The organism is Planktotalea sp., from assembly GCF_965659345.1.
GTDB lineage: Bacteria > Pseudomonadota > Alphaproteobacteria > Rhodobacterales > Rhodobacteraceae > Planktotalea.
Window position 1 is genome coordinate 114,832 of the sequence record NZ_CBFHVK010000009.1, and the last position, 21,605, is coordinate 136,436.

18 protein-coding genes are annotated in these 21,605 nt (G+C 52.3%); 12 read left to right on the plus strand and 6 right to left on the minus strand.

Annotated features, from left to right (window positions below; genetic code table 11):
* Positions 1-107 precede the first annotated feature (107 nt).
* From miaA to ACTG3Z_RS09290, 6 genes are all read left to right on the plus strand, one after another.
* Positions 108-992 carry a tRNA (adenosine(37)-N6)-dimethylallyltransferase MiaA gene (gene miaA, locus ACTG3Z_RS09265; protein ID WP_439142709.1) on the plus strand — a complete coding sequence of 295 codons (885 nt, stop codon included), beginning with the start codon at positions 108-110 and terminating at the stop codon, positions 990-992.
* Positions 993-1,043: 51 nt separating this feature from the next.
* On the plus strand, positions 1,044-1,913 hold the full coding sequence (locus ACTG3Z_RS09270; RefSeq protein ID WP_439142710.1) for a helix-turn-helix domain-containing protein: 870 nt from the start codon (positions 1,044-1,046) through the stop codon (positions 1,911-1,913).
* A gap of 277 nt (positions 1,914-2,190) precedes the next feature.
* Entirely contained in the window at positions 2,191-3,852 is a 1,662-nt protein-coding gene (locus ACTG3Z_RS09275) for an ABC transporter substrate-binding protein (RefSeq protein ID WP_439142712.1), read from the plus strand.
* Positions 3,853-3,984: 132 nt separating this feature from the next.
* Entirely contained in the window at positions 3,985-5,070 is a 1,086-nt protein-coding gene (locus tag ACTG3Z_RS09280; RefSeq protein WP_439142713.1) for an ABC transporter permease, read from the plus strand.
* 12 nt (positions 5,071-5,082) lie between these two features.
* Positions 5,083-6,273 (plus strand): ABC transporter permease, encoded by a 1,191-nt coding sequence (locus ACTG3Z_RS09285; protein WP_439142715.1) that lies wholly within the window; start codon positions 5,083-5,085, stop codon positions 6,271-6,273.
* A 100-nt stretch (positions 6,274-6,373) separates the two neighbouring features.
* Positions 6,374-8,458, plus strand: a complete 2,085-nt coding sequence (locus tag ACTG3Z_RS09290; protein WP_439142716.1) for a dipeptide ABC transporter ATP-binding protein — start codon at positions 6,374-6,376, stop codon at positions 8,456-8,458.
* 74 nt (positions 8,459-8,532) lie between these two features.
* Here ACTG3Z_RS09290 and ACTG3Z_RS09295 read toward each other — a convergent pair whose 3' ends face one another.
* Positions 8,533-9,462 (minus strand): helix-turn-helix domain-containing protein, encoded by a 930-nt coding sequence (locus ACTG3Z_RS09295; protein ID WP_439142718.1) that lies wholly within the window; start codon positions 9,460-9,462, stop codon positions 8,533-8,535.
* A gap of 185 nt (positions 9,463-9,647) precedes the next feature.
* Between ACTG3Z_RS09295 and ACTG3Z_RS09300 the strand changes: the two genes are divergently transcribed.
* On the plus strand, positions 9,648-10,718 hold the full coding sequence (locus ACTG3Z_RS09300) for an alpha/beta hydrolase family protein (RefSeq protein WP_439142720.1): 1,071 nt from the start codon (positions 9,648-9,650) through the stop codon (positions 10,716-10,718).
* A 24-nt stretch (positions 10,719-10,742) separates the two neighbouring features.
* Here ACTG3Z_RS09300 and ACTG3Z_RS09305 read toward each other — a convergent pair whose 3' ends face one another.
* Complete coding sequence (locus ACTG3Z_RS09305; protein WP_439142721.1) at positions 10,743-11,354, minus strand: lytic transglycosylase domain-containing protein; 612 nt, start codon at positions 11,352-11,354, stop codon at positions 10,743-10,745.
* A gap of 178 nt (positions 11,355-11,532) precedes the next feature.
* On the opposite strand from ACTG3Z_RS09305, the gene ssb reads away from it, so the two are divergent.
* Positions 11,533-12,081, plus strand: a complete 549-nt coding sequence (gene ssb, locus ACTG3Z_RS09310) for a single-stranded DNA-binding protein (RefSeq protein WP_439142722.1) — start codon at positions 11,533-11,535, stop codon at positions 12,079-12,081.
* Between the two features lie 65 nt (positions 12,082-12,146).
* Here ssb and aroB read toward each other — a convergent pair whose 3' ends face one another.
* Positions 12,147-13,259, minus strand: a complete 1,113-nt coding sequence (aroB, locus tag ACTG3Z_RS09315; protein ID WP_439142724.1) for a 3-dehydroquinate synthase — start codon at positions 13,257-13,259, stop codon at positions 12,147-12,149.
* On the minus strand, positions 13,252-13,803 hold the full coding sequence (locus tag ACTG3Z_RS09320; protein WP_439142725.1) for a shikimate kinase: 552 nt from the start codon (positions 13,801-13,803) through the stop codon (positions 13,252-13,254). Before ACTG3Z_RS09320 ends, aroB begins: the two co-directional genes overlap by 8 nt.
* Before the next feature lie 132 nt (positions 13,804-13,935).
* Here ACTG3Z_RS09320 and ACTG3Z_RS09325 point away from each other — a divergent pair, with 132 nt between their 5' ends.
* From ACTG3Z_RS09325 to ACTG3Z_RS09335, 3 genes are read left to right on the plus strand one after another with little or no spacing between them, the layout of a single operon-like run.
* The gene (locus ACTG3Z_RS09325) at positions 13,936-14,088 is read left to right on the plus strand and encodes a hypothetical protein (protein ID WP_439142726.1); all 153 of its coding nucleotides are present in this window, start codon (positions 13,936-13,938) and stop codon (positions 14,086-14,088) included.
* Positions 14,075-15,625, plus strand: a complete 1,551-nt coding sequence (locus tag ACTG3Z_RS09330) for a hypothetical protein (protein WP_439142728.1) — start codon at positions 14,075-14,077, stop codon at positions 15,623-15,625. The genes ACTG3Z_RS09325 and ACTG3Z_RS09330 overlap by 14 nt, the downstream gene beginning before the upstream one ends.
* On the plus strand, positions 15,625-16,566 hold the full coding sequence (locus ACTG3Z_RS09335) for a site-specific tyrosine recombinase XerD (RefSeq protein ID WP_439142730.1): 942 nt from the start codon (positions 15,625-15,627) through the stop codon (positions 16,564-16,566). The genes ACTG3Z_RS09330 and ACTG3Z_RS09335 overlap by 1 nt, the downstream gene beginning before the upstream one ends.
* Here ACTG3Z_RS09335 and ACTG3Z_RS09340 read toward each other — a convergent pair.
* Positions 16,563-17,348: a metallophosphoesterase family protein gene (locus ACTG3Z_RS09340; protein WP_439142732.1), complete on the minus strand. Its 786-nt coding sequence runs from the start codon at positions 17,346-17,348 to the stop codon at positions 16,563-16,565. The genes ACTG3Z_RS09335 and ACTG3Z_RS09340 overlap by 4 nt on opposite strands.
* Positions 17,349-17,416: 68 nt before the next feature.
* On the opposite strand from ACTG3Z_RS09340, the gene ACTG3Z_RS09345 reads away from it, so the two are divergent.
* Complete coding sequence (locus tag ACTG3Z_RS09345) at positions 17,417-18,724, plus strand: HlyC/CorC family transporter (protein WP_439142734.1); 1,308 nt, start codon at positions 17,417-17,419, stop codon at positions 18,722-18,724.
* Positions 18,725-18,726: 2 nt separating this feature from the next.
* Here the strand turns inward: ACTG3Z_RS09345 and uvrA are convergent, their stop codons facing one another.
* Positions 18,727-21,591: an excinuclease ABC subunit UvrA gene (uvrA, locus tag ACTG3Z_RS09350; protein ID WP_439142736.1), complete on the minus strand. Its 2,865-nt coding sequence runs from the start codon at positions 21,589-21,591 to the stop codon at positions 18,727-18,729.
* Positions 21,592-21,605: the final 14 nt, after the last annotated feature.

A 21,605-nucleotide genomic window follows, 5' to 3' on the forward strand; every position in this document is an offset into this window, starting at 1 on the left:
GTGCTCTATTGTGGCGCAAAGTGCCTAACATTTCGACATTGTTCAATCATTGATCTGGGCATTTGAGGTGAATTGTTGGTTTCGCCTTAAACAGCACAGGTAAGAAATTGTCAGAACTAGATATTTCGACCATCGACAGCCAAGCTCCCGTGCTGATCGCGGGACCAACCGCATCGGGCAAATCTGCGCTCGCATTGGAAATCGCTCAGGCGCAAGGTGGTGTTATCATTAACGCTGATGCAAGTCAGGTATTTGACGGCTGGCGCATTCTGACGGCCCGACCAAGCGCAACAGATGAAGCGCAAGCGCAACACCTATTGTATGGACATGTTCCCTTTGATGCGGCCTATTCTGCTGGAAAATGGCTCCGCGATGTCGCGCCTTTACTCAATCGCGAAGGTCAACGTCCTATCATCGTAGGCGGAACCGGCCTATATTTCCTCGCGCTGACAGAAGGACTGTCAGATATTCCTGAAACATCTACCAGCGTGCGCCAACAGGCCAATGATCTGAGGCAAAATGGCGAATTGGCAGACATGATCGATGCTCTTGATGCCGATACGCGTGCAAAGATCGATCTGCAAAACCCCATGCGCGTGCAAAGAGCTTGGGAAGTGCAAACTCAGACTGGCAAAGGCCTTGCACACTGGCATTCGCTAACCCCTGCACCGCTGGTGTCACTGGATCACTGCAGCGCTTTGGTTCTAGATGCTGAGACTGAGTGGCTCAATGCCCGCATCGTGCAACGTTTTGATCTCATGATAGCGCAAGGCGCATTAGATGAAGCACGCGCGAATTTGGAGCGGTATGATCCGGACCTTCTATCATGCAAAGCGATTGGCGCGCCTGAATTGACGGCACATCTGCGCGGCGAATTGACGTTAGACGAAGCGCGCGACGCCGCAACTATCGCCACACGACAGTTTGCGAAACGGCAGCGCACATGGTTTCGGTCACGGATGAAAAAGTGGCGCTCCGTAAGGCTACCTTAGCGCATAAAAGACACATTTTTCGAATTTTATTCTGGAAATTGCAGAGATTTCTTGTCTAAACGCCACACATCTCGTGCTTTGCGCGCTATGAACATAGCATCTGACATCCAGCTCGACATCGGATCTATCGCGACGATCTCGCAGCGCGCGCAAGGCACGGCTTGGCGGCTCGGATTATTCCATGCGCGCGCGCAGCACCTATTGATTTGGGTCACGCGTGGGGCCGCGCGTTGCAATGTCGAAGCACAAAGCGCTGCGATGAGCAGTCACAATGCGCTCTTCATTCCTGCGGGTACGATGTTCTCATTTAACTTTGAGACATCATGCTTTGGTCAAACAGTGGCCCTGCCCGCGAGTTCCTTACTTGATTGGCCGGACGCGCCCCTTTTGCTGCGCGTCAGAGAGCCGCAAGCCCAGTTGACGCTAACGCACTTTGTCGAAGCTATTCAAAAAGAGTTGCTCGACGCAGAGCCCAAAGCGCGCATTGCTGCGGATGCCCACGCACAGTTGATGATGGTTTGGGCGCACCGCTATCAGCTACATCAAAAGGCTTCGCGCGAAGATGCGGCGCGACGACTTCTCAAAGCGTTTTGCGCTTTAATTGCACAGAGCGAACATTCAGATTTTGAGGGTGCAAGCATGGCCGAGTTTGCCGCTAAACTTGGCGTGACACCCACGCATTTAACACGTGTGTGTAAAACCGCTTGTGGCGTGACGGCCGCTGATTTGCTTACACAACATAGCCTTCAACGTGCGCGACGCATGTTAGAAGACGATGGGCTCAAAGCTGTCGACGTCGCCAAGCGACTTGGCTTTTCGACGCCTGCTTATTTCACGCGTTTTATAAAGACCCATACCGGTGCAACGCCGTCTGAGTTGCGAAATCAGGCAAAAGCTTCGCGCATCAAGTCCACCGCCTAATTTATCAAATGATCAAATAACAGAAGGTTCCAAAACGCTTTTATCGGTGTTTTTCAAAGAAGTGCGTTTACCGCTTGCATTTACCGACAATGTCGCATTTTCTAACACAATGTCGCAAACAGACCTTAAAACAGCGAAACTGTGAATTGACCTTAGACGTATTCTAGGGCCGAATGCGACTGGATTGGGGATGGATTTAAACGAGCGCGTGCGCGTCACGCATCGATCAAGTGTCCCCAAGAAAGTTTTAAAGAGAATGTGTCACAGGGAGAACAAGATGACGCACACTACCAAAATCCATCCAGCAGCGAAGATGTACGCTGATGAATTCAAAGCAGGTCTTCTAGATCGCCGCGAATTCTTGACACGCGTGTCCGCTTTGGGTGTTGCAACAGCAACGGCCTACACCATGGGCGGCCTCACGCAGCCTGCGGCGGCCGCAGGCCACGCCAAGCAAGGCGGCACCGTTCGCATGCAGATGGAAGTGCGCGCGATGAAAGATCCGCGTACGTTTGACTGGACGCAGATTGCATTCGTTGCAAACGGCTGGCTTGAGTATCTGATCGAGTATAACTCAGACGGTACATTCAACGGCTGGCTCGCGGAGAGCTGGGAGGTCAACGACGACGCGACTGTTTATACATTCAACATCCGCAAGGGCGTTAAGTGGAACAACGGCGACGACTTCACTGCCGAGCACGTTGCATATAACTTTGCACGTTGGGCCGAGGCAGACGCCGAAGGCAACTCCATGGCGGCACGCGTTGACGCGATTGTTGATCCAGAGACGAAAATGGCCGCCGAAGGCGCAATCGAAGTTGTGGACAGCCACACAGTTCGCTTGAACCTGCGTCAGCCAGACATCACATTGATCCCGGGCATTGCTGACTACCCTGCTTGCCTTGTTCATCCTGATGACAACGTTGAAGACCTGCTTGAAAAGCAGATCGGCACGGGCCCATACAAGAATGACAGCCACGAAGTCGGTGTGAAATCTGTTCTTGTACGCAACGAAGGTCACGACTGGTGGGGCTATGCGGCTGGCAAAGGCGCATTCCTTGATCGTATCGAGTTCATCGACTACGGCACAGATCCTGCAGCATGGGTTGCTGCGGCTGAATCTGAAGAAGTTGACGCGCTTTACGAAAACGTTGCTGACTTCGTTGACGTATTTGACGCACTTGGCTGGGAGAAATCCGAGCTTGCAACAGGTGCAACACTTGTCATTCGTCCAAACCAAGCTGCAACAGACGCAGATGGTAAGGTGATCTTTGAAGACAAGCGCGTGCGTCAAGCGATCGCAATGTGTGTCGACAACGCCGTTCTTCTCGAGCTTGGCGTAGCTGGCCGCGGTATCCCAGCGGACAACTGCCACGTTGGCCCTGTTCACCCAGAGCACGATGCATCTGTAACCCGTCTTCCACATGACCCTGCAAAGGCGATGGAACTTCTGACCGAAGCAGGCATGGCAGACTATGAGTTTGAGCTGCACTCCATCGACGATGATTGGCGCAAGAACACGACAGACGCTGTTGCGGCGCAAATGCGTGATGCAGGCATGAACGTGAAGCGTACAATCCTTCCGGGCTCTACATTCTGGAACGATTGGACGAAATACGCGTTCTCCTCCACAAACTGGAACCACCGCCCATTGGGTACACAGGTTCTTGGTCTTGCGTATAAGTCTGGCGTTGCTTGGAACGAGTTCGCTTGGTCCAACGAAGAGTTTGATGGGCTTTTGGCTCAAGCGAACTCTATCGCGGACGCAGATGCACGCCGTGAAGTGATGGCAAAGATTCAAGCGATCGTGATCGAAGAAGGCGTAACGATCCAGCCATACTGGCGTTCTGTCTTCCGTCACATCCGTCCAGGATTTGTCGGCATGGACATGCACGTTGCATATGCTTCCCAGCTTTATAAGTGGGGCGTTGCTGCATAAGCGAGCTTAACAAAAAGAAACCGCGCTCACCTGTGGGCGCGGTTTTTTTTGATGCCAAAGAGCAGACCACAAAGGTTTGCCAAACCCGTGGATCGCATCTCGATCCGCTTAGCCTTATCAACAGGGGCACGCATGGGACTGTTTATTCTTCGCCGTTTGGGGGTCATGATCCTCACGGCAATCTGTCTGACGTTCATCGTCTTTTTCCTAACCAATTTACATCCGAACCTCGAAAAGCTCGCCAAAACCCAAGGCGAGATGCGCATGAGCGACGAACAAGTTGAGCGCTGGCTCGCAAATCGCGGTTACGATCAACCATTGCCGGTCAAGTACGGCGAATGGCTTGGGGTTTGGCCATCCAAGATTATTGAGACAGATGATGGTCGCACCTATGGGCGATGCCTTGAAACCGATGTGTCCATTGAAGATACGCCGCGGTTTTGTGGCGTGATCCAAGGGGATTGGGGCTTTTCAACAGTCTTCAGAGATGAAGTGTCCAGCATCATCGCCACCCGTTTGTCCCTGACAGGCAAATTAATGTTTTGGGTGATGGTTCTGATGATCCCATCAGCGCTACTGATTGGTGTTTTGGCAGGCATGCGCGAAGGCTCACGCACAGACCGCTCCCTTTCAACGCTTTCAATCGCAACCACGGCAACGCCTGAATACGTCTCCGGTGTTATCTTCATTGCCATTTTCGCAGCCTCCGCATCGCCGCTCAACCAATGGCTCGCCTCGATGGACTGGATCGAAGGTCGTACCTTGTTCAAAGGCACAGCGACCTCTGCGATGGAGAGCGCGAACTTCAATAACTTCTTCCTGCCCGTATTGACCATTTCGCTCTACGGTATGGGATATATCGCTCGCATGACCCGCGCATCCATGGCGGAAGTCATGACAGCGCAATACATTCGCACCGCGCGTCTGAAAGGTGTGAGCTTTCCGAATATCGTGGTGAAACACGCATTGCGCAACGCGCTTATCGCACCGTTCACAGTGATCATGCTACAAATCCCATGGCTTTTGAATGGCGTGGTAATTGTGGAGACCTTGTTCAACTACAAAGGCTTCGGCTGGGTGCTTGTACAAGCCGCTGGCAACAATGACATCGAACTCTTGCTCGGCGTGTCCGTCGTGTCGGTGATCGTTGTTTTGATCACGCAGCTGATTTCAGACATCGGCTATGTTTACCTCAACCCACGCATTAGCGTCAGCTAAGGAATACTGGATATGGAACCGCTTTCTTGGGGCGCAATTTTCGCCGGCATGTTCACCCAGTTGATCCCTGTTTGGATCGCGCTGATTGCAACATTCACACTGTCTATCGTCTACAAGCGTCGTCTTGGGCTTTATGGCAAACTCTTTGACTCAACGATCGGGATGATCGGGTTTGCATTGGTTATGTTCTGGGTTTTCGTCGCCATTTTTGGCGCGATGGACCTGATCTTGACGCATGACCCCTTGTCCCAAGTTTCCGGGATGAAGAACAAAGGGCCAGGCACACCACTGCGCGGCGCTGAAGACGGCGATTACGCGTATTATCTTCTAGGGGGTGATAACCTCGCGCGCGATATCTTTAGCCGCGTGATGAGCGGTGCGACCATCGTGATCTTGATCGCGCCCTTGGCGACGCTGTTTGCTTATATGGTTGGCATCACTTTGGGCCTGCCTGCTGGGTACTACGGCGGTCGGTTCGACACGCTTTTGTCCTTTGTGGCAAACCTCGTTCTCGCCTTCCCTGTCATCTTGTTGTTCTACCTTTTGGTGACACCAGAAATCGTGAACACGGGTCTACCGCAGTATATGGCGATCGTCTTGTTCTTCTTCCCGCTCGTCTTTTTCGCGATCCTGATCCACACGCGCCTTAAGCAACAGCCGCAAAAGAATGTGATCTGGCTCTGTGCGTTTCTCATCCCATTGTCGATCATGTATATCGTGACAATCAACGCACCCGGCACAAAAATTGATGTTCTCGGCCCTGTCGATTTCTTTGATCCTGCGGCAGGTATCTTGGTTGTCTTTGTCTCTGTGGTCTTCGTGAACTCACCAACCGTGTTCAGAATTGTGCGCGGACTGACTCTGGACATCAAACAACGCGATTATGTGTCAGCGGCACAAACACGCGGTGAAGGGGCTTGGTACATTATGCTTTGGGAAATCCTGCCAAACGCACGTGGCCCGCTCATCGTCGATTTTTGTTTGCGTATTGGCTACACCACCATTTTGTTGGGAACCCTCGGTTTCTTTGGCCTTGGTCTGCCACCAGAGAGCCCAGACTGGGGCAGCACGATTAACGAGGGCCGCAAGCTTTTGTCGATCTACCTACACCCGGCTTTGCCGCCTGCTTTAGCATTGCTGTCGTTGGTCTTGGGCTTGAACCTTTTGGCAGATGGCCTGCGCGAAGAAAGCTTGCGTGATTGATTGAGAGGGTGGACGGGGGGCCAGCCCCCTCGACCCCCGAAGTTTATTTGGAAAAATGAAGCTAAGGGTTTGTTTTTCCGCTCCAAAGGGAGACTTGAGAATGTCTAAATTGGATTATGATGGGCCGATCCTAGAGATTGATAAGCTCTCTATTTCATTCTTTACGCGTTTGCGTGAAATTCCAGCGGTGATGGATTTCTCTGTTACTGTTCAGCCCGGCGAAGCTGTTGGCCTCGTCGGTGAATCGGGTTGTGGCAAATCCACAGTTGCACTGGGTGTGATGCAAGATCTCGGCAAAAATGGTCGGGTTGTCGGCGGTTCTATAAAATTCAAAGGTCGCGATCTTGCCGAGATGAGCGCAGAAGAGCTGCGCGATGTGCGTGGCAATGAAATTGCAATGATCTACCAGGAACCCATGGCATCTTTGAACCCTGCCATGAAGATCGGTCGCCAGCTTGCTGAAGTTCCCATGATCCACGAAGGTATCAGCGAGAAAGAAGCACAACAACGCGCGCTGCAGGTGGTCACGGACGTCAAACTCCCCGACCCTGCCCGTATCTTGAACAGCTACCCCCATCAGCTCTCTGGTGGTCAACAACAACGTATCGTTATTGCGATGGCATTGATGTCCAAGCCAGCATTGCTGATTTTGGATGAACCAACGACTGCTTTGGATGTGACCGTCGAGGCGGCGATTGTTGAACTCGTACGCGACCTTGGTAAGAAGTATGGGACATCGATGCTGTTCATTTCCCATAACCTTGGCCTGGTTCTGGAAACTTGCGACCGTATTTGCGTGATGTATTCGGGTGAAGCCGTCGAACGTGGCTCTATTGAGGACGTCTTTGACGAAATGCAGCACCCCTATACTCAAGCACTGTTCCGCTCGATTCCACTTCCCGGCGCGGATAAGAACGCGCGTCCCCTTGTTGCGATCCCTGGCAACTTCCCTTTACCCCACGAACGCCCAAACGGCTGTAACTTCGGCCCGCGCTGCGACTATTTTGAGGCAGGGCGATGTGATCAAAGTGAAATCGCGATGGTCAATGTTGCCGGCAATGATCGTCACGCAACGCGTTGTTTAAAACACGAAGAAATCGATTGGAATGCGCCGATCACGCTTGGTGAGCAAAAGGAAAAGGGCGAAATCGGCAAGGTTGTTCTGAAGATGGACAACCTCAAGAAATACTACGAAGTGTCCGCAAATGCGCTGTTCGGTGGGTCCAACAAAAAGGTTGTGAAAGCCAACGAAACCCTCAGTTTTGAAGCGCGTGAAAGCGAGACACTCGCAATCGTGGGCGAATCTGGCTGCGGTAAATCAACTTTTGCCAAAGTGCTGATGGGTCTCGAAACAGCGACGGATGGTGAAATTCTGCTCGACAATCAAAGCATCGGTAACACGCCAATTGCAGATCGTGACACCAAGACCGTCGCAGATGTTCAAATGGTCTTCCAAAACCCGTTTGATACGTTGAACCCGTCGATGACCGTAGGGCGCCAAATCATTCGCGCGCTTGAGATTTTCAAGATCGGAAACAGCGAAGCGGAAAGACGCGAGCGTATGCTAGAGCTGCTTGACCTCGTCAAATTGCCACGCGCCTTTGCCGATCGTATGCCGCGTCAGCTCTCTGGTGGTCAAAAGCAACGCGTCGGAATCGCGCGCGCTTTCTCTGGTGGTGCGCGCATTGTTGTCGCGGACGAGCCTGTTTCTGCGCTGGATGTTTCGGTTCAGGCTGCGGTGACTGATCTTCTGATGGAAATCCAGCGAAATGAGAAAACCACACTTCTGTTCATCTCCCATGACCTCTCCATTGTGCGCTATCTGAGCGATCGCGTGATGGTCATGTACCTCGGCCATGTGGTTGAACTTGGTACGACAGATCAAGTCTTCTCGCCCCCTTACCACCCCTACACCGAAGCGCTTTTGTCCGCCGTTCCAATCGCAGATACCAGCATTGAGAAAAAGCACATTGTACTAGAGGGTGATATCCCATCCGCAATGAACCCACCGTCTGGTTGCCCGTTCCAAACGCGCTGCGGTTGGAAATCGCAAGTCCCGGGCGGTCTATGTGAAAAAGAAGTGCCGCCAGTGCGCATTCTTGAGGGCAATCACCAAGTGAAGTGCCATCTGAGTGATGAAAAGCTTGCAGAAATGGAACCTGTAATCAAAATCGCCGCAGAATAGGCTTCATTTTTCTAAATAAACTCTGGGGGAATCTGCGCATGCAGATGGGGGCTAGCCCCCCTTTTCCTTCTGTTTTAGCCTCGATACTCTCGTGGTGTCTTTCCCGTGATGCGCAAAAATTCGCGGTTAAAATTCGACTTGGTGTTAAATCCAGAACCTAACATGGCTTCAGTGACGTTCTCGCCCTGCTCCAATGCCAAACATGCGGCTTTGATTCTGAGACCATTGATATAGCGGGAAACATTTTCACCCGTGACACGATTGATACTGGATGACATCGTCTTCGCGGGCAGACCGAGTTTGCGTGCTATGCGCGTCAGTGTCAGGTCTGGATCCAGATAAAGGCGACCCTCCTCCATCAATGTGTCCAAACGCTTAATAATTTCAGCGTCCTCCGGCGTCGTATCTTGGGAAGCACTAGGGGTTACGTCTGTATCAGTGCTTTGCTTAGGCACATCTCCCAAAGCGCGTGACAGGCTAAGCGCACTCAGCAGCAACAGCATACCAGTCGAACCGGCACCAATGATCCAACCACGCCATGCGTCCAAACCGGTGATGATTGCAGCAACAATCGCCAAATCTACGAGCGCCGAACAAATCAGTGCAATTCCTATCCAACGTAAAATACGACCAGACGCTTCTCCGCTCTCAAATCGCACTTGCCCAAGCGCATCAGCTCCTTTCAAAGAGCGCAAGACGATTGCACTGCCATAGCCCAAATATAAAGCTGGGATCAGCGCATCGAGTGCATACGGTTGGACCACCATCGCAACCACCGCGGCACCACCCCACAAAAGGTGAAGCCACAAACGCGATGTCACGGCACTGCCCAAACGCCGCATCGTAATCCACACCAATGGTGGAATAATCGAAGCAACAACCGGTTGGAAAAACGAAAGCGCATTTACTTCGTAGTGCTGAACCAGCGCGATCAAAGCAGATTGCACCGCACAAAGCGCCAGCAGCGCAACAAGCAACATCGAACGTTCCCGAGTCAATAACATCTGAAAGGCCAAAAAACCCATCAAAAGGGCACCGAACATCGGAAGTGGTAGGCTTGGCAGCATTAAACGCGCTCCAAAGGGACTAAAACCGGTTTTGCTACGTCCCAAAACCCGTTTCAGGACGCAAATTCAAGTGGGTTTGGCCAGTTTGAGGACATCAACATCAAATTGGAAAGACCGAAACAATGACTATCAGACGACGTATCACACAGCTCCTTTCAATCACAACATGTGGCGCTGCTGCTCTAATGGGCTTGGGTTGGGCGTTAAGCACGGCCACACCTGAGCCGCGCGAAACATCTGTGGGCTTCACCCAAATGCCTTTGGAAACACAACATCGCGACCGTGCGTTAGACTTGCATATTTGGTACCCTGCAGGCGCGCGCGGGAGTGCGGATTTGATTGCTCAAAATGCGTTGATGTATGGGTTTCAGGCGCAACGCGACGCCTTGCCGGAAAGTGGGGCGCATCCATTGATCGTGTTTTCACATGGCTCGGGCGGTCGCATGACCCAGATCGCTTGGATGGCGACGGCTTTGGCGGAACAAGGGTATATTGTTGCTGGGGTAAACCATCATGGAACCACCTCACGCGACAGTGATCCACATCAGACCGTGCAAACATGGATGCGTCCAAAGGATATGAGCGCAATCCTCGATGCCTTTGAAACAGGCGCAACAGATTTTACCGTCGATATGCAACGCGTTGCGGCCAGCGGTTTTTCCTTTGGCGGATATACCGCGCTGGCAATGGCAGGTGCTCAGGTTTCGAAGGCCCAATTCATAGACTATTGCACAGAGTTCAGCGGTGTTTTGGATTGCGGTTGGTATCAGGACGCTGGCGTTGATTTCACTTCAATAGACGCCTCGCTCTATGAGGCGGATTTCAGGGATGATCGTATCAGCGCGACCATTGCGATCGATCCAGCGCTGCCACGAGCGATGACAGAAAGCTCGCTGCGTGCCATGGAACACCCATCATTGATCATTAACTTTGGTCTTCGCGACGAGATTCCCGCAGGCGTGCGTGCAGATAGCATCGCTGCCACAATGCCAAATGCACTTTACATATCAGCGCGCGACGCATGGCACTTTAGCGGGATCAACGCTTGCAGTTGGCTTGGTTGGGCGATCATCGGGGCCTCAGGACTGCTGAGCGGAGAAGACAACATCTGCGCAGATGCAGGAAGAGCACGCGAAGATGTCCAGCGCGAGGTTCTCGAACCAATTCTCGCCTTTGCGAAAGAGAATATCTAGAGCTACAAAAAGTGGGGCGGCCGTTTAGCTGCCCCAGATCACTTTCACATAGTTGCGCGTTTCCTTATAAGGAGGCACGCCACCGTGTTTTTCAACAGCACCAGGCCCTGCGTTATACGCTGCAAGCGCGAGACGCCAAGAACCGAACTTACGGTATTGTTCTTTTAGATACCTTGCACCGCCCTCAAGGTTTTGCGCCGGATCATTTGGATCAACGCGCAAATACTTTGCAGTGCCCGGCATCAACTGTGCCAGACCTTGCGCGCCCGCATGTGAAACCGCGTTAGGGTTCCAATTGCTTTCTTGCTGCACAAGGCGCAGAAACAAATCCTCTGGAATACCATGTTTGCGCGCCGCTTCCCGCGCCATCTTGGCATACACGCCTTTGTATCGCCCTTTGTACTTTGGTGATTGGCTCTTTGTGCTCCACTTTGTGGGCGTTTCAACTGTCGGGGGCTTGAGCCGCACAGATGCTTTGTACTGTTGCGACGCGCGGTTATCCAAAACCTTGGCCTGCGATTTAAAGAGCTTTTGACGCGACTTTGATGATAGTCGATCCGCGGCAACAGGCGTCGCCAACGCGATGATAAGCAATGCCGAAAGGGCCTTGCCGCCATGCTTTAAGAAAACACTCATCTTTTAAATCTGCCCACCTGTTAACCAGTTGTTGAGCGCAATATAGTGGATTTTCGCCGCTCGCCTAGTGCTGGTGTCGTTATTCCGTTTTTAACCATGATATGGTGGTGTAGGTTCGGCAAAACTCCGCTGACTGAGTCGGTTCGGAGGCTGCACATAGATATCTTAAGGGGGCGTTATGGCCGGTTCAGTAAACAAAGTAATTATCATCGGTAACTTGGGCCGCGATCCAGAAGTGCGCACGTTCCAGAACGGTGGCAAAGTGTGCAACCTGCGCATCGCAACCTCTGAAACCTGGAAAGACAAAAATTCAGGCGAGCGCAAAGAACGTACTGAATGGCACTCCGTTGCAATCTTTTCAGAACCCCTCGCCCGCGTCGCAGAACAGTATCTGCGCAAAGGGTCCAAGGTTTATATCGAGGGTCAGCTTGAGACACGCAAATGGCAGGATCAGTCTGGTCAGGACAAATACAGCACAGAAGTTGTGTTGCGCCCCTATACATCCACACTGACCATGCTTGACGGTCGTGGCGACAATGCCGGCGGCGGCGGTGGTTACGGTGGTGGTCAAAGTGGTGGCGGCGGTTACGATCAAGGTGGCGGCTATGGCGGCGGCAACCAAGGTGGCGGCGGTGGCTATGATCAAGGCGGAGGTTATGGCGGTGGTAGCCAAGGCGGTGGCGGCGGTGCGCCTTCACGCGATTTGGATGATGAAATCCCGTTTTAAAGTAGTCCAAAGCCGGACCGGGGCTCTGCCCCGGACCCCCGGGATATTTATGGAGAAAGGAAGCGTTAACGTTGCTTTAACGCATCCTCTAGAACTGACAGAACTGCATTTTTAGGCACATCAGATGTCACAAAAGCATCTCCAATCCCGCGTGCGAGGATAAAGCGTAACTGCCCATCAACGACCTTTTTGTCCTGCCCCATCAGATCCAAAAGCGTAGCCGCATCAGGCAATTCACCTTCGATATCAGAAAGCTCAACTTTCATGCCCATGTCGCGCAGGTGCGCGCGCACGCGGCTCGGATCCTCTTGTGCGCAAAGACCAAGGCGCGCAGACAATTCAAACGCCAAAGCACAGCCAATGGAAACGCCCTCTCCATGCAAAAGGCGATCAGAATACCCTGTTGCAGCTTCAAGGGCGTGGCAAAACGTATGACCAAGGTTGAGCAATGCGCGATCGCCCTGCTCCGTTTCATCACGTAGCACGATGTCAGCTTTCATCTGCACCGAGCGCCGCACAGCTTCAATACGCGCCGCTTGGTCACCTTCGCGCAATTTGGGGCCATTGACTTCAAGCCAGTCAAAAAACGCCGCATCGCCGAGCATCCCGTATTTCGCGACTTCGCCGTAGCCCGACAGAAAATCGCGTGGCGTCAGTGTGTTAAGCGCATCCGTGTCTGCAAGAACAAGAGCGGGCTGATGAAAGGCACCGATCAGGTTCTTGCCTTGTGGCGCGTTGATACCTGTCTTGCCGCCTACAGAACTATCGACCTGCGCCAAAAGCGACGTCGGCATTTGTATGAAACGAATACCGCGACGCAAAACGGCAGCAGCAAATCCAACCAGATCACCAATAACGCCACCACCAAGCGCAATGACTATATCGCGGCGCTCGATCTTTTGCTCCAAAAGCCATTCAACGCAACGCGTGAATTCGGGCCATGCTTTCGTGCTCTCCCCAGCTGGCAATTCAAGGGCGACCATATCGATTCCTTCAGCGCTCAAACCAGCGCGCAACGTTTCGAGATGCAGAGGTCCGACGTTCGCCTCAGTCACCACCGCGACACGAGGACGTGCTAGAAAGGGCGCAACATGTTTTCCGGCCTGCGCAATTAGGCCAGGTCCAATGCGCACGTCGTATTCACGGCCGAGCAAAGGAACATGAACAGTTTCAAGCATCTGCTTTCTCCAAAACATCAGAGCGATCTTGCAACGCGTTCAAAACGCGATGCGCCATATCTTCGATTGAGTAGGCCGAACTCGCTTTTACAGACACATCAGCCAATTTATAGGTCGGTGAACGCGCCTCAAAAAGTTCGGTTAGTGTTGCTTTTGGATCCGCAGTTTGCAGCAACGGACGGGTGTCTTTGTTGCGCACACGGGACCACAAAAGCGGCAACTCTACTTCCAAACACACTGAAACACCGCGCGCTGAAATCAAATTGCGATTGCGTTCTGCCAAAAATGCGCCGCCCCCTGTTGAGAGCACACAAGGTGTTCCATCCAAGAGCCGCGTGATCACTTCACTTTCGCGCGCGCGAAAAAACGGTTCACCATCACGTTCAAATATTTCAGCGATGCTCATGTTGGCAGCGCTCACAATCTCTGCATCCGAATCAAGGAACGGCACATCAAGCAATTGCGCCAATGCTTTGCCCACAGCCGTTTTGCCCGCACCCATCATGCCGACCAGAACAACCGTTTTATGCAATTTCCAAACCATTTGAGCGAAATCCAATAAATGACGTCGGCCAATGCCCGCCAAATTTCGATTTGTATTCTCAATGACGTGAACTTACCAAAAAGGCCATATATAAACGTGACAAAAGACGGCAGGCAGGCAAGGATCAACCACATGTGGCGCATTATCAAATTGTTGTTGTATCTCGCGATTCTTGCAGGGCTTGGGTTGGTTGCCTATGCCTACCTTGGACCGTTCTTTGGTGCGGATTTTTCTGCGCCTTTGCAAGAAATACGCGTACCGGTGGATTTGAATGGCTCGAATTGATCGCTCATTCGCACTCGCTGGATTGCTATGTACAACGCTGTGCATGCCAGCAATGGCCAATGACCCACTTTCTGCGATTGAATGGCTTGAAAAGCGCCCCAAGCAGATTGTTGTACCGCTGAGCGAACTGCCCCAAGCAGAAGTGATTGACGAACCTGAATTTGCCGGATCAGTGGTAACGCCGCAAATCACGGTGTCCCCGCTCGGCGCACCAGTGCGCGCAGCTGCGGGCTTGCTACCAAGCAACGTAACCGGCTTGCCGCGAACACTTTGGCAAGGCAGCGATGTAGATACGCTAAACACGTTAATGAAAGCGCTTGATGTTGAGCAATATCCTGCCCTGCAATCACTGCTTTATACGCTGCTGCTGGCAGAGGCTGATCCGCCGCAAACGGATCAGGGCGAGAGCTTTATAAAAACAAGAGTTCAAAAGCTGCTGGACCTTGGGGCTTTAGACCCTGCGACCGCCCTTCTTGAGCGTGCAGACCCCGAGCACGTTGAACTGTTCGGGCTCTATTTGGATGTGGCCCTTTTGAATGGCGATGCGGAGGCACCCTGCGCGGCACTGCGCGCGAAACCAAGCCTGAGCCGTGATTTCGCACCTCGCATCTATTGCGATGCACTCGGGCAGAACTGGGACAACGCGGCGCTTATGCTCGCGACTGCGGATGCTATTGGTGCCTTGAAGCCATTAGATGTTGCACTGCTTGAGGGATTTTTAGATCCAGAGTTGTTCGACACTGTACCCGCAGTTCCACAGCGACCTACGGTTTTGCAATTCAGGTTGTTCGAGGCAATTGGGGAAAGCCTGCCAACCTCATCGCTTCCGCGTGAATTTACCGCGACCGATCTTGCTGGCGATGCTGGTTGGAAGCCGCAGCTTGATGCCGCAGAACGATTGGCGCGTGTCGGCGCGATCTCGGAAAATCGATTGCTTGGCATTTATACCAGCCGCATTCCCTCTGCATCCGGCGGCATTTGGGACCGCGTAGAGACGATGCAACGTCTTGAAACAGCTCTGAAATCTGGTGATCCGACGGCTATCCTCAAGCAACTCAAACGCGCTTGGGCAAAAGTAGAAGAGATCGATCTGGAAGTGCCGATAGCAACGCTTTTTGCAGACGCTTTATTGCGCGTGCCAAGCACGGGTGCGGATACAGATCTTATTTCACGTATTGCACTGCTATCGCCTGCCTACGAAAGCGTCGCGCAACGCCAAACAAAAGATCCGACGCTTAAAGTTGCGCAGAGTATCGCGATTGGTGAGCCCAAAGGGGATAACGCTGTCGCCATAAGCGCGGCCATAGAAGCTGGCTTTAGCGGATCCGGTGCCCCTGCTCGATTAAGCGAAATGGTGGCAGATGACCGTCTTGGGGAAGCAATCTTGCGCGCGATGGCCTTGACGGCTTCGGGGGCTGCAGGGGACGCTGCCGCCTTGCAAAACGGTCTCGCCTTCTTGCGCAGCGTTGGACTGGAAGACACGGCGCGACGTACGGCGCTTCAGGTCCTGCTCCTTGGCCAGAGAGATCAAGGGTGATGCCCACACAGGATCATCTGCGCTGGATCGCCACGTTTTTAGATGCTCAAGCCGCCGAACTTGGTGCCGCCAACAACACGCAACTCGCTTATGCGCGCGATCTCAAAGATTTCGCGGGTTGGCTTTCTGGTAAGTCCGTAAGCTTTGACGCCGCAAGCCGCGATGATGTCGAAGCCTATTTGATCTATTGCGATGCTCAAGGTTTGGCTAAATCCACCCGCGCGCGGCGGCTTTCAGCAATCAAACAACTTTATCGCTTCGGCTTTGAAGAAGGCTGGCGGGACGACAATCCAGCCATTCAGATTGCTGGGCCGGGCAAGGAAAAAAGACTACCCAAGACGTTGAGCATGGCAGAAGTCGATGGCCTGCTTGCCGCTGCGCGAGACGTGGGTCGCTCTAAAGCAGATCGTATCCGCAATACGTGCTTGATGGAGTTGCTCTACGCCACTGGGATGCGCGTGAGCGAGTTGGTGTCGTTGCCAGTTGCGGCAGCGCGCGGAAACCCGCGTATGCTGCTTATTCGGGGCAAAGGCGACAAGGAACGTATGGTCCCGCTGTCCCCACCTGCGCGCGATGCGTTGGCGGATTGGCTTGTCCTTTGGGAAGAAACCCAAGAAGTCGCCCGCTTAAAGGGCAAGACCCTCTCTCGCTTTTTGTTCCCTTCACGCGGCAAAGAAGGACATTTGACGCGGCATAGATTCTACATCTTGATCAAGGAACTTGCGGTACATGCGGGTGTTTCACCCGCAAAGGTCACGCCACATACGCTGCGCCATGCTTTTGCGACACATCTTTTGGAGAACGGTGCCGATCTACGCTCGATCCAAACACTTCTGGGACACGCGGATGTTGCTACAACAGAAATATACACACATGTTTTAGAGGCGCGTTTGCAAGAGCTGGTCCTTACCCATCATCCTTTGGCAAAGGATGAGGATTAGCGCTTAAGGTCCTGAGGCAAAACATCTTCTGACGGCCAGATGCCTGTGCGCAGCGCGTCATGATACCCTTGCACAAGGCCTGCATTTTCCATGTCGCGGATCGCCGCATCAACATCGTAGTATAGTCTTTCAAAGCGATACGCACCGCTGTCAGAGATGCGTAGGAATTCAGTCTGCGGCGTTCCATCATGCGGTGGCATTCCAATCACGCCCGCATTTATCCATCGCACCCCTGCGATTTCGCGCTCAAACGCGATGCCAGAATGACCTGCGATAACAACATCAACATCACCGCATAAAATATTCAACGCATCCAGCTCTTCCAAAAAATCCTGTTCGGGCGATGCGCTCCACAAAAACCGCGCTACGTCTGTGACACCACCATGCAAAAGCGCTGTCTTTCGCCCCCTCTGCGAAAAGGTGATAATATCAGGTAATCGGCCCATCCAATCACGCGCATCCGCGTCGACTTGAGTGTTCGCATAAGAATACCAAGCCGCCGACAATAAATCGCATGTGGTACCATCTTCAAAACCGCACCCACAATCCAACGCGTTGGCTGCAAGCTGCTTTTCGCAGTTCCCTGCAAGCACAGACACATCGCTGCTCCTGATCCGCTCAATCACAGCATTGGGTGCACCACAATAAGCCACCAGATCTCCGGTACAGATCAGCGTGCCGCGCGCGGTGTTCAAAAGCGCGTCAAGCGCTTGAATATTAGAATAAGGACCACCAAAAATCGTAATTTCACCGCTCAATTCGCCGAAATCGTCTATGCGCATGTCCCGTTCCCTTGAAGTGCTGACCGCCCGCCCCCATAAGATGAAGAACACAAAGAAAGACAAGCCCGATGGACTCCATTTCACCTGTTCTTGATAGCGCATTTTGGATCACAGCTGGATCAATCCTGCTGTTGTTGGTCCTGTCTGGCTTCTTCTCAGGCTCTGAAACCGCACTTACGGCTGCATCACGCGGCAAGTTGCGCGCGCAAGCAGACAAAGGCTCGCGCGGTGCACAGCGGGCTTTGGACATCACAGAAGACAATGAACGCCTGATTGGCTCTGTTTTGTTGGGCAACAATTTGGTCAATATTCTTGCTACGTCTTTGGCAACAGCCCTTTTCACACGCGCATTTGGCGAAAGCGGTGTCGCGCTGGCGACCTTGGTCATGACGCTGCTGGTCTTAGTCTTTGCGGAAGTCTTGCCAAAGACATATGCGATTACGAACGCAGAACGCGCGGCGGCGCTTGTATCTCCGGTTATTCAATTGGTCGTTAAAATTTTCTCACCTATCGTCTCGGCGGTTCGCTTCTTCGTACGCGGCGTGTTGCGGGTATTTGGGATCCAGACGGATCCTGATAGCCATATCCTTGCTGTTAAGGAAGAGATTGAAGGCGCGCTGAACCTTGGTCACTCCGAAGGTATTGTCGAAAAGGAAGATCGCGATCGCATTTTGGGGGCGCTTGATCTAAGCGAACGTACCGTAGAAGAGGTTATGCTTCATCGTTCAGGGATCGAAATGATTGACGCTGCGAAAGATCCAGCAGCGATTTTACGCCAGTGTCTAGAAAGCAGGCACACACGTCTGCCTGTCTACGACGGTGAACCTGAAAATATTGTTGGCACAATTCACGCCAAAGATTTGCTGCGTTCAATGCATCGCTTGATTGATGCAGATACGGGTTCGGTTGCTGGTCTAACCAAATTCGACATCCGCGAAGTTGCGATGCCGCCTTATTTTGTACCTGAAACGACGACCCTCGACGATCAAATGCGCAACTTTTTGCGCCGTCGCACGCATTTTGCGCTGGTGGTTGATGAATATGGAACGCTTCAAGGCTTGATCACGCTGGAAGATATCCTTGAAGAAATCGTTGGTGAGATAACAGACGAGTTCGACCTTGAAGAGGATGCAGCGCTCGTGCCTGATCAAGATGGTCACTACCAGATCGATGGCGCGATGACGATCCGCGATCTAAACCGCGCCGTTGATTGGAGCTTGCCGGATGATGAGGCGAACACAGTCGCCGGACTGGTCATCCACGAAGCTCAAATGATCCCGACGACCGGGCAAGTCTTTAGCTTTCATGGCTTCCGATTCGAAGTCGCCTCACGTTCGGGCAATCGGATCACTCAACTGAAGATCCGACCGCTCTGATCTTATTTCGCTGCGGCGCGCTTCGCGGCAACTTCCAGCATCGGCTTTAAGTAGTAGCCGGTGTAGCTGCCTTCCACTTCGGCAACTGCTTCAGGCGTCCCTGTTGCAACAACTTCGCCACCGCCATCACCGCCCTCAGGGCCAATATCGATAATCCAATCCGCGGTCTTGATCACATCCAAATTATGCTCAATCACGATGACGGTGTTACCTGCTTCAACGAGTTCATGTAACACTTCCAAGAGCTTACGCACATCTTCAAAATGCAAACCAGTTGTTGGTTCATCCAGAATATACAGCGTGCGCCCTGTGGAGCGTTTGCTTAGCTCTTTCGACAGCTTCACGCGCTGCGCCTCACCACCAGAAAGCGTCGTCGCTTGCTGTCCGACCTTGATATACCCGAGACCAACACGCATAAGAGCGTCCATTTTTTCGCGAATGCTTGGCACGGCTTTGAAAAAATCTTGAGCATCTTCGACGGTCATATTCAAGACATCTGCAATGCTTTTGCCTTTGAACCGGATTTCAAGCGTTTCACGATTATATCGCGCGCCTTTGCATGTCTCACACTCGACATAGACATCCGGTAAAAAGTGCATCTCGATCTTGATGACACCATCCCCTTGGCACGCTTCACAGCGCCCCCCTTTTACGTTGAAACTGAAACGACCGGGCTTGTAGCCGCGCGTTTTTGCTTCAGGCAGGCCAGCGAACCAATCACGAATTGGTGTGAAGGCACCAGTATAAGTCGCAGGGTTTGAACGAGGTGTGCGCCCAATTGCGCGTTGGTCGATATCAATAACCTTATCAAGATGCTCAAGCCCCTTGATCGTCTCACAAGGCGCAGGTGTTTGTCTTGCACCATTCAAACGCATTGATGCTGTCTTGAACAACGTTTCAATCGTCAATGTCGACTTACCGCCCCCCGAAACACCCGTAACACAAACAAATTTGCCAAGCGGGAAATCAACGCTGATATTTTGAAGGTTGTTCCCAGTCGCTTTCACAACTTTAATCTGCTTTTTGTTCCCCTTACGGCGCTCAGACGGCACAGCAATCTCTCGCTTTCCGCTCAAATACTGTCCTGTGACAGAATTTTCATCCGCAACGATCTGAGCAGGCGTCCCTTTAGAAACGACCTGTCCGCCATGCACCCCAGCACCAGGGCCGATATCAAAGACGTAGTCGGCTTCACGAATGGCTTCTTCGTCATGCTCAACAACGATGACTGTATTTCCCTGATCTCGCAGGTTCTTAAGCGTCAACAACAGGCGATCATTGTCGCGCTGGTGCAAGCCAATGGACGGTTCATCGAGCACGTAAAGCACGCCTTGCAAGCCAGACCCAATTTGGCTCGCCAATCTGATCCTTTGGCTTTCTCCCCCACTCAACGTTCCACTAGCGCGCGATAATGTAAGGTACTCTAAGCCGACGTTATTAAGAAAACCCAAACGCTCTTGAATCTCTTTCAAAATCGCTTTGGCAATTTCATTGCGTTGAACAGACAGCGCCGCAGGAACAGTCGCGCACCATTCATAGGCTTCGCGGATCGACATTTGTACGACGTGACCCACGTGAAGCCCTGCAATTTTGACGGCCAATGCTTCCTCGCGAAGCCTGTAGCCTTCGCAGGTGCCACATGGTCTATTGTTTTGATAACGCTCGAACTCTTCGCGAATCCAGTTGCTATCCGTCTCGCGGTAACGTCGCTCCATATTTGGAATGACACCCTCGAAAACGCGCGTCACTTGATAGACACGACCGCCCTCATCATAGCGAAACGGGATCTCCTCCTCACCTGAGCCATAAAGGAAGACTTGTTGAATTTTCTCAGGCAGATCTTTCCACTTTGTGCTTTGGTTAAATTTGTAATGTTTTGCAATGGCTTCAATGGTTTGCAGGAAATATGGCGACTTCCCCTTGCGCCACGGTGCTAAGGCACCATCAGAAATTTTCAGCGCCGCGTCCGGAACAACCAAACGTTCATCAAAAAATAACTCTTTTCCGAGACCATCGCATTCAGGACAGGCCCCAAACGGCGCGTTAAAACTAAACAAACGAGGTTCGATTTCAGGAATGGTAAAACCACTGACAGGGCACGCAAACTTTTCAGAAAACGTAAAACGATCTGGCTCTCCCTCTGCTGGCGCTGTCTCTAGGATGGCAATGCCATCTGCAAGATCCAAGGCGGTTCTCAGACTGTCTGCAAGACGGGTTTCCAGTCCTTCGCGAATAACGATCCGATCAACCACCACATCAATGTCATGACGGAATTTCTTGTCCAACGTTGGCGGTTCATCAAGCTCGTAAAACGCGCCATCTACTTTGACACGTTGGTATCCTTGCTTGCGCAATTCCATAAATTCTTTGCGATATTCGCCTTTTCGGTCACGGATAATTGGTGCCAAAAGATATCCGCGGGTCCCCTCGTCCATGGCCATAATCCGGTCGACCATGTCTTGCACTTGCTGCGCTTCAATCGGCAAACCAGTCGTTGGCGAGAACGGCGTTCCAACCCGTGCAAACAACAGTCGCATATAGTCATAAATTTCGGTCACTGTACCAACGGTCGAGCGTGGGTTTTTAGACGTCGTCTTTTGTTCGATTGAAATCGCTGGACTGAGACCACTGATGTGATCCACATCAGGCTTTTGCATCATATCAAGGAACTGGCGTGCATACGCGCTTAGCGATTCAACATAACGCCGCTGTCCTTCAGCATAGATTGTATCAAAGGCAAGCGATGACTTACCAGAGCCAGAAAGACCCGTGATAACAACGAGTTGATCACGCGGGATATCGACATCAATCGACTTAAGATTGTGTTCCCGCGCACCGCGTACTTCGATATTTTTCAACTCAGCCATTCTGCGCCCCTATG

What these genes read in the sequence shown, in the direction of transcription:
- ACTG3Z_RS09275 (WP_439142712.1), top strand. Translation starts at nt 2,191, where the DNA reads ATGACGCACACTACCAAAATCCATCCAGCAGCGAAGATGTACGCTGAT.
- ACTG3Z_RS09280 (WP_439142713.1), top strand. Translation starts at nt 3,985, where the DNA reads ATGGGACTGTTTATTCTTCGCCGTTTGGGGGTCATGATCCTCACGGCA.
- ACTG3Z_RS09285 (WP_439142715.1), top strand. Translation starts at nt 5,083, where the DNA reads ATGGAACCGCTTTCTTGGGGCGCAATTTTCGCCGGCATGTTCACCCAG.
- ACTG3Z_RS09290 (WP_439142716.1), top strand. Translation starts at nt 6,374, where the DNA reads ATGTCTAAATTGGATTATGATGGGCCGATCCTAGAGATTGATAAGCTC.
- ACTG3Z_RS09295 (WP_439142718.1), bottom strand. Translation starts at nt 9,462, where the DNA reads ATGTTATTGACTCGGGAACGTTCGATGTTGCTTGTTGCGCTGCTGGCG.
- ACTG3Z_RS09300 (WP_439142720.1), top strand. Translation starts at nt 9,648, where the DNA reads ATGACTATCAGACGACGTATCACACAGCTCCTTTCAATCACAACATGT.
- ACTG3Z_RS09305 (WP_439142721.1), bottom strand. Translation starts at nt 11,354, where the DNA reads ATGAGTGTTTTCTTAAAGCATGGCGGCAAGGCCCTTTCGGCATTGCTT.
- ssb (WP_439142722.1), top strand. Translation starts at nt 11,533, where the DNA reads ATGGCCGGTTCAGTAAACAAAGTAATTATCATCGGTAACTTGGGCCGC.
- aroB (WP_439142724.1), bottom strand. Translation starts at nt 13,259, where the DNA reads ATGCTTGAAACTGTTCATGTTCCTTTGCTCGGCCGTGAATACGACGTG.
- ACTG3Z_RS09320 (WP_439142725.1), bottom strand. Translation starts at nt 13,803, where the DNA reads ATGGTTTGGAAATTGCATAAAACGGTTGTTCTGGTCGGCATGATGGGT.
- ACTG3Z_RS09325 (WP_439142726.1), top strand. Translation starts at nt 13,936, where the DNA reads ATGTGGCGCATTATCAAATTGTTGTTGTATCTCGCGATTCTTGCAGGG.
- ACTG3Z_RS09330 (WP_439142728.1), top strand. Translation starts at nt 14,075, where the DNA reads ATGGCTCGAATTGATCGCTCATTCGCACTCGCTGGATTGCTATGTACA.
- ACTG3Z_RS09335 (WP_439142730.1), top strand. Translation starts at nt 15,625, where the DNA reads ATGCCCACACAGGATCATCTGCGCTGGATCGCCACGTTTTTAGATGCT.
- ACTG3Z_RS09340 (WP_439142732.1), bottom strand. Translation starts at nt 17,348, where the DNA reads ATGCGCATAGACGATTTCGGCGAATTGAGCGGTGAAATTACGATTTTT.
- ACTG3Z_RS09345 (WP_439142734.1), top strand. Translation starts at nt 17,417, where the DNA reads ATGGACTCCATTTCACCTGTTCTTGATAGCGCATTTTGGATCACAGCT.
- uvrA (WP_439142736.1), bottom strand. Translation starts at nt 21,591, where the DNA reads ATGGCTGAGTTGAAAAATATCGAAGTACGCGGTGCGCGGGAACACAAT.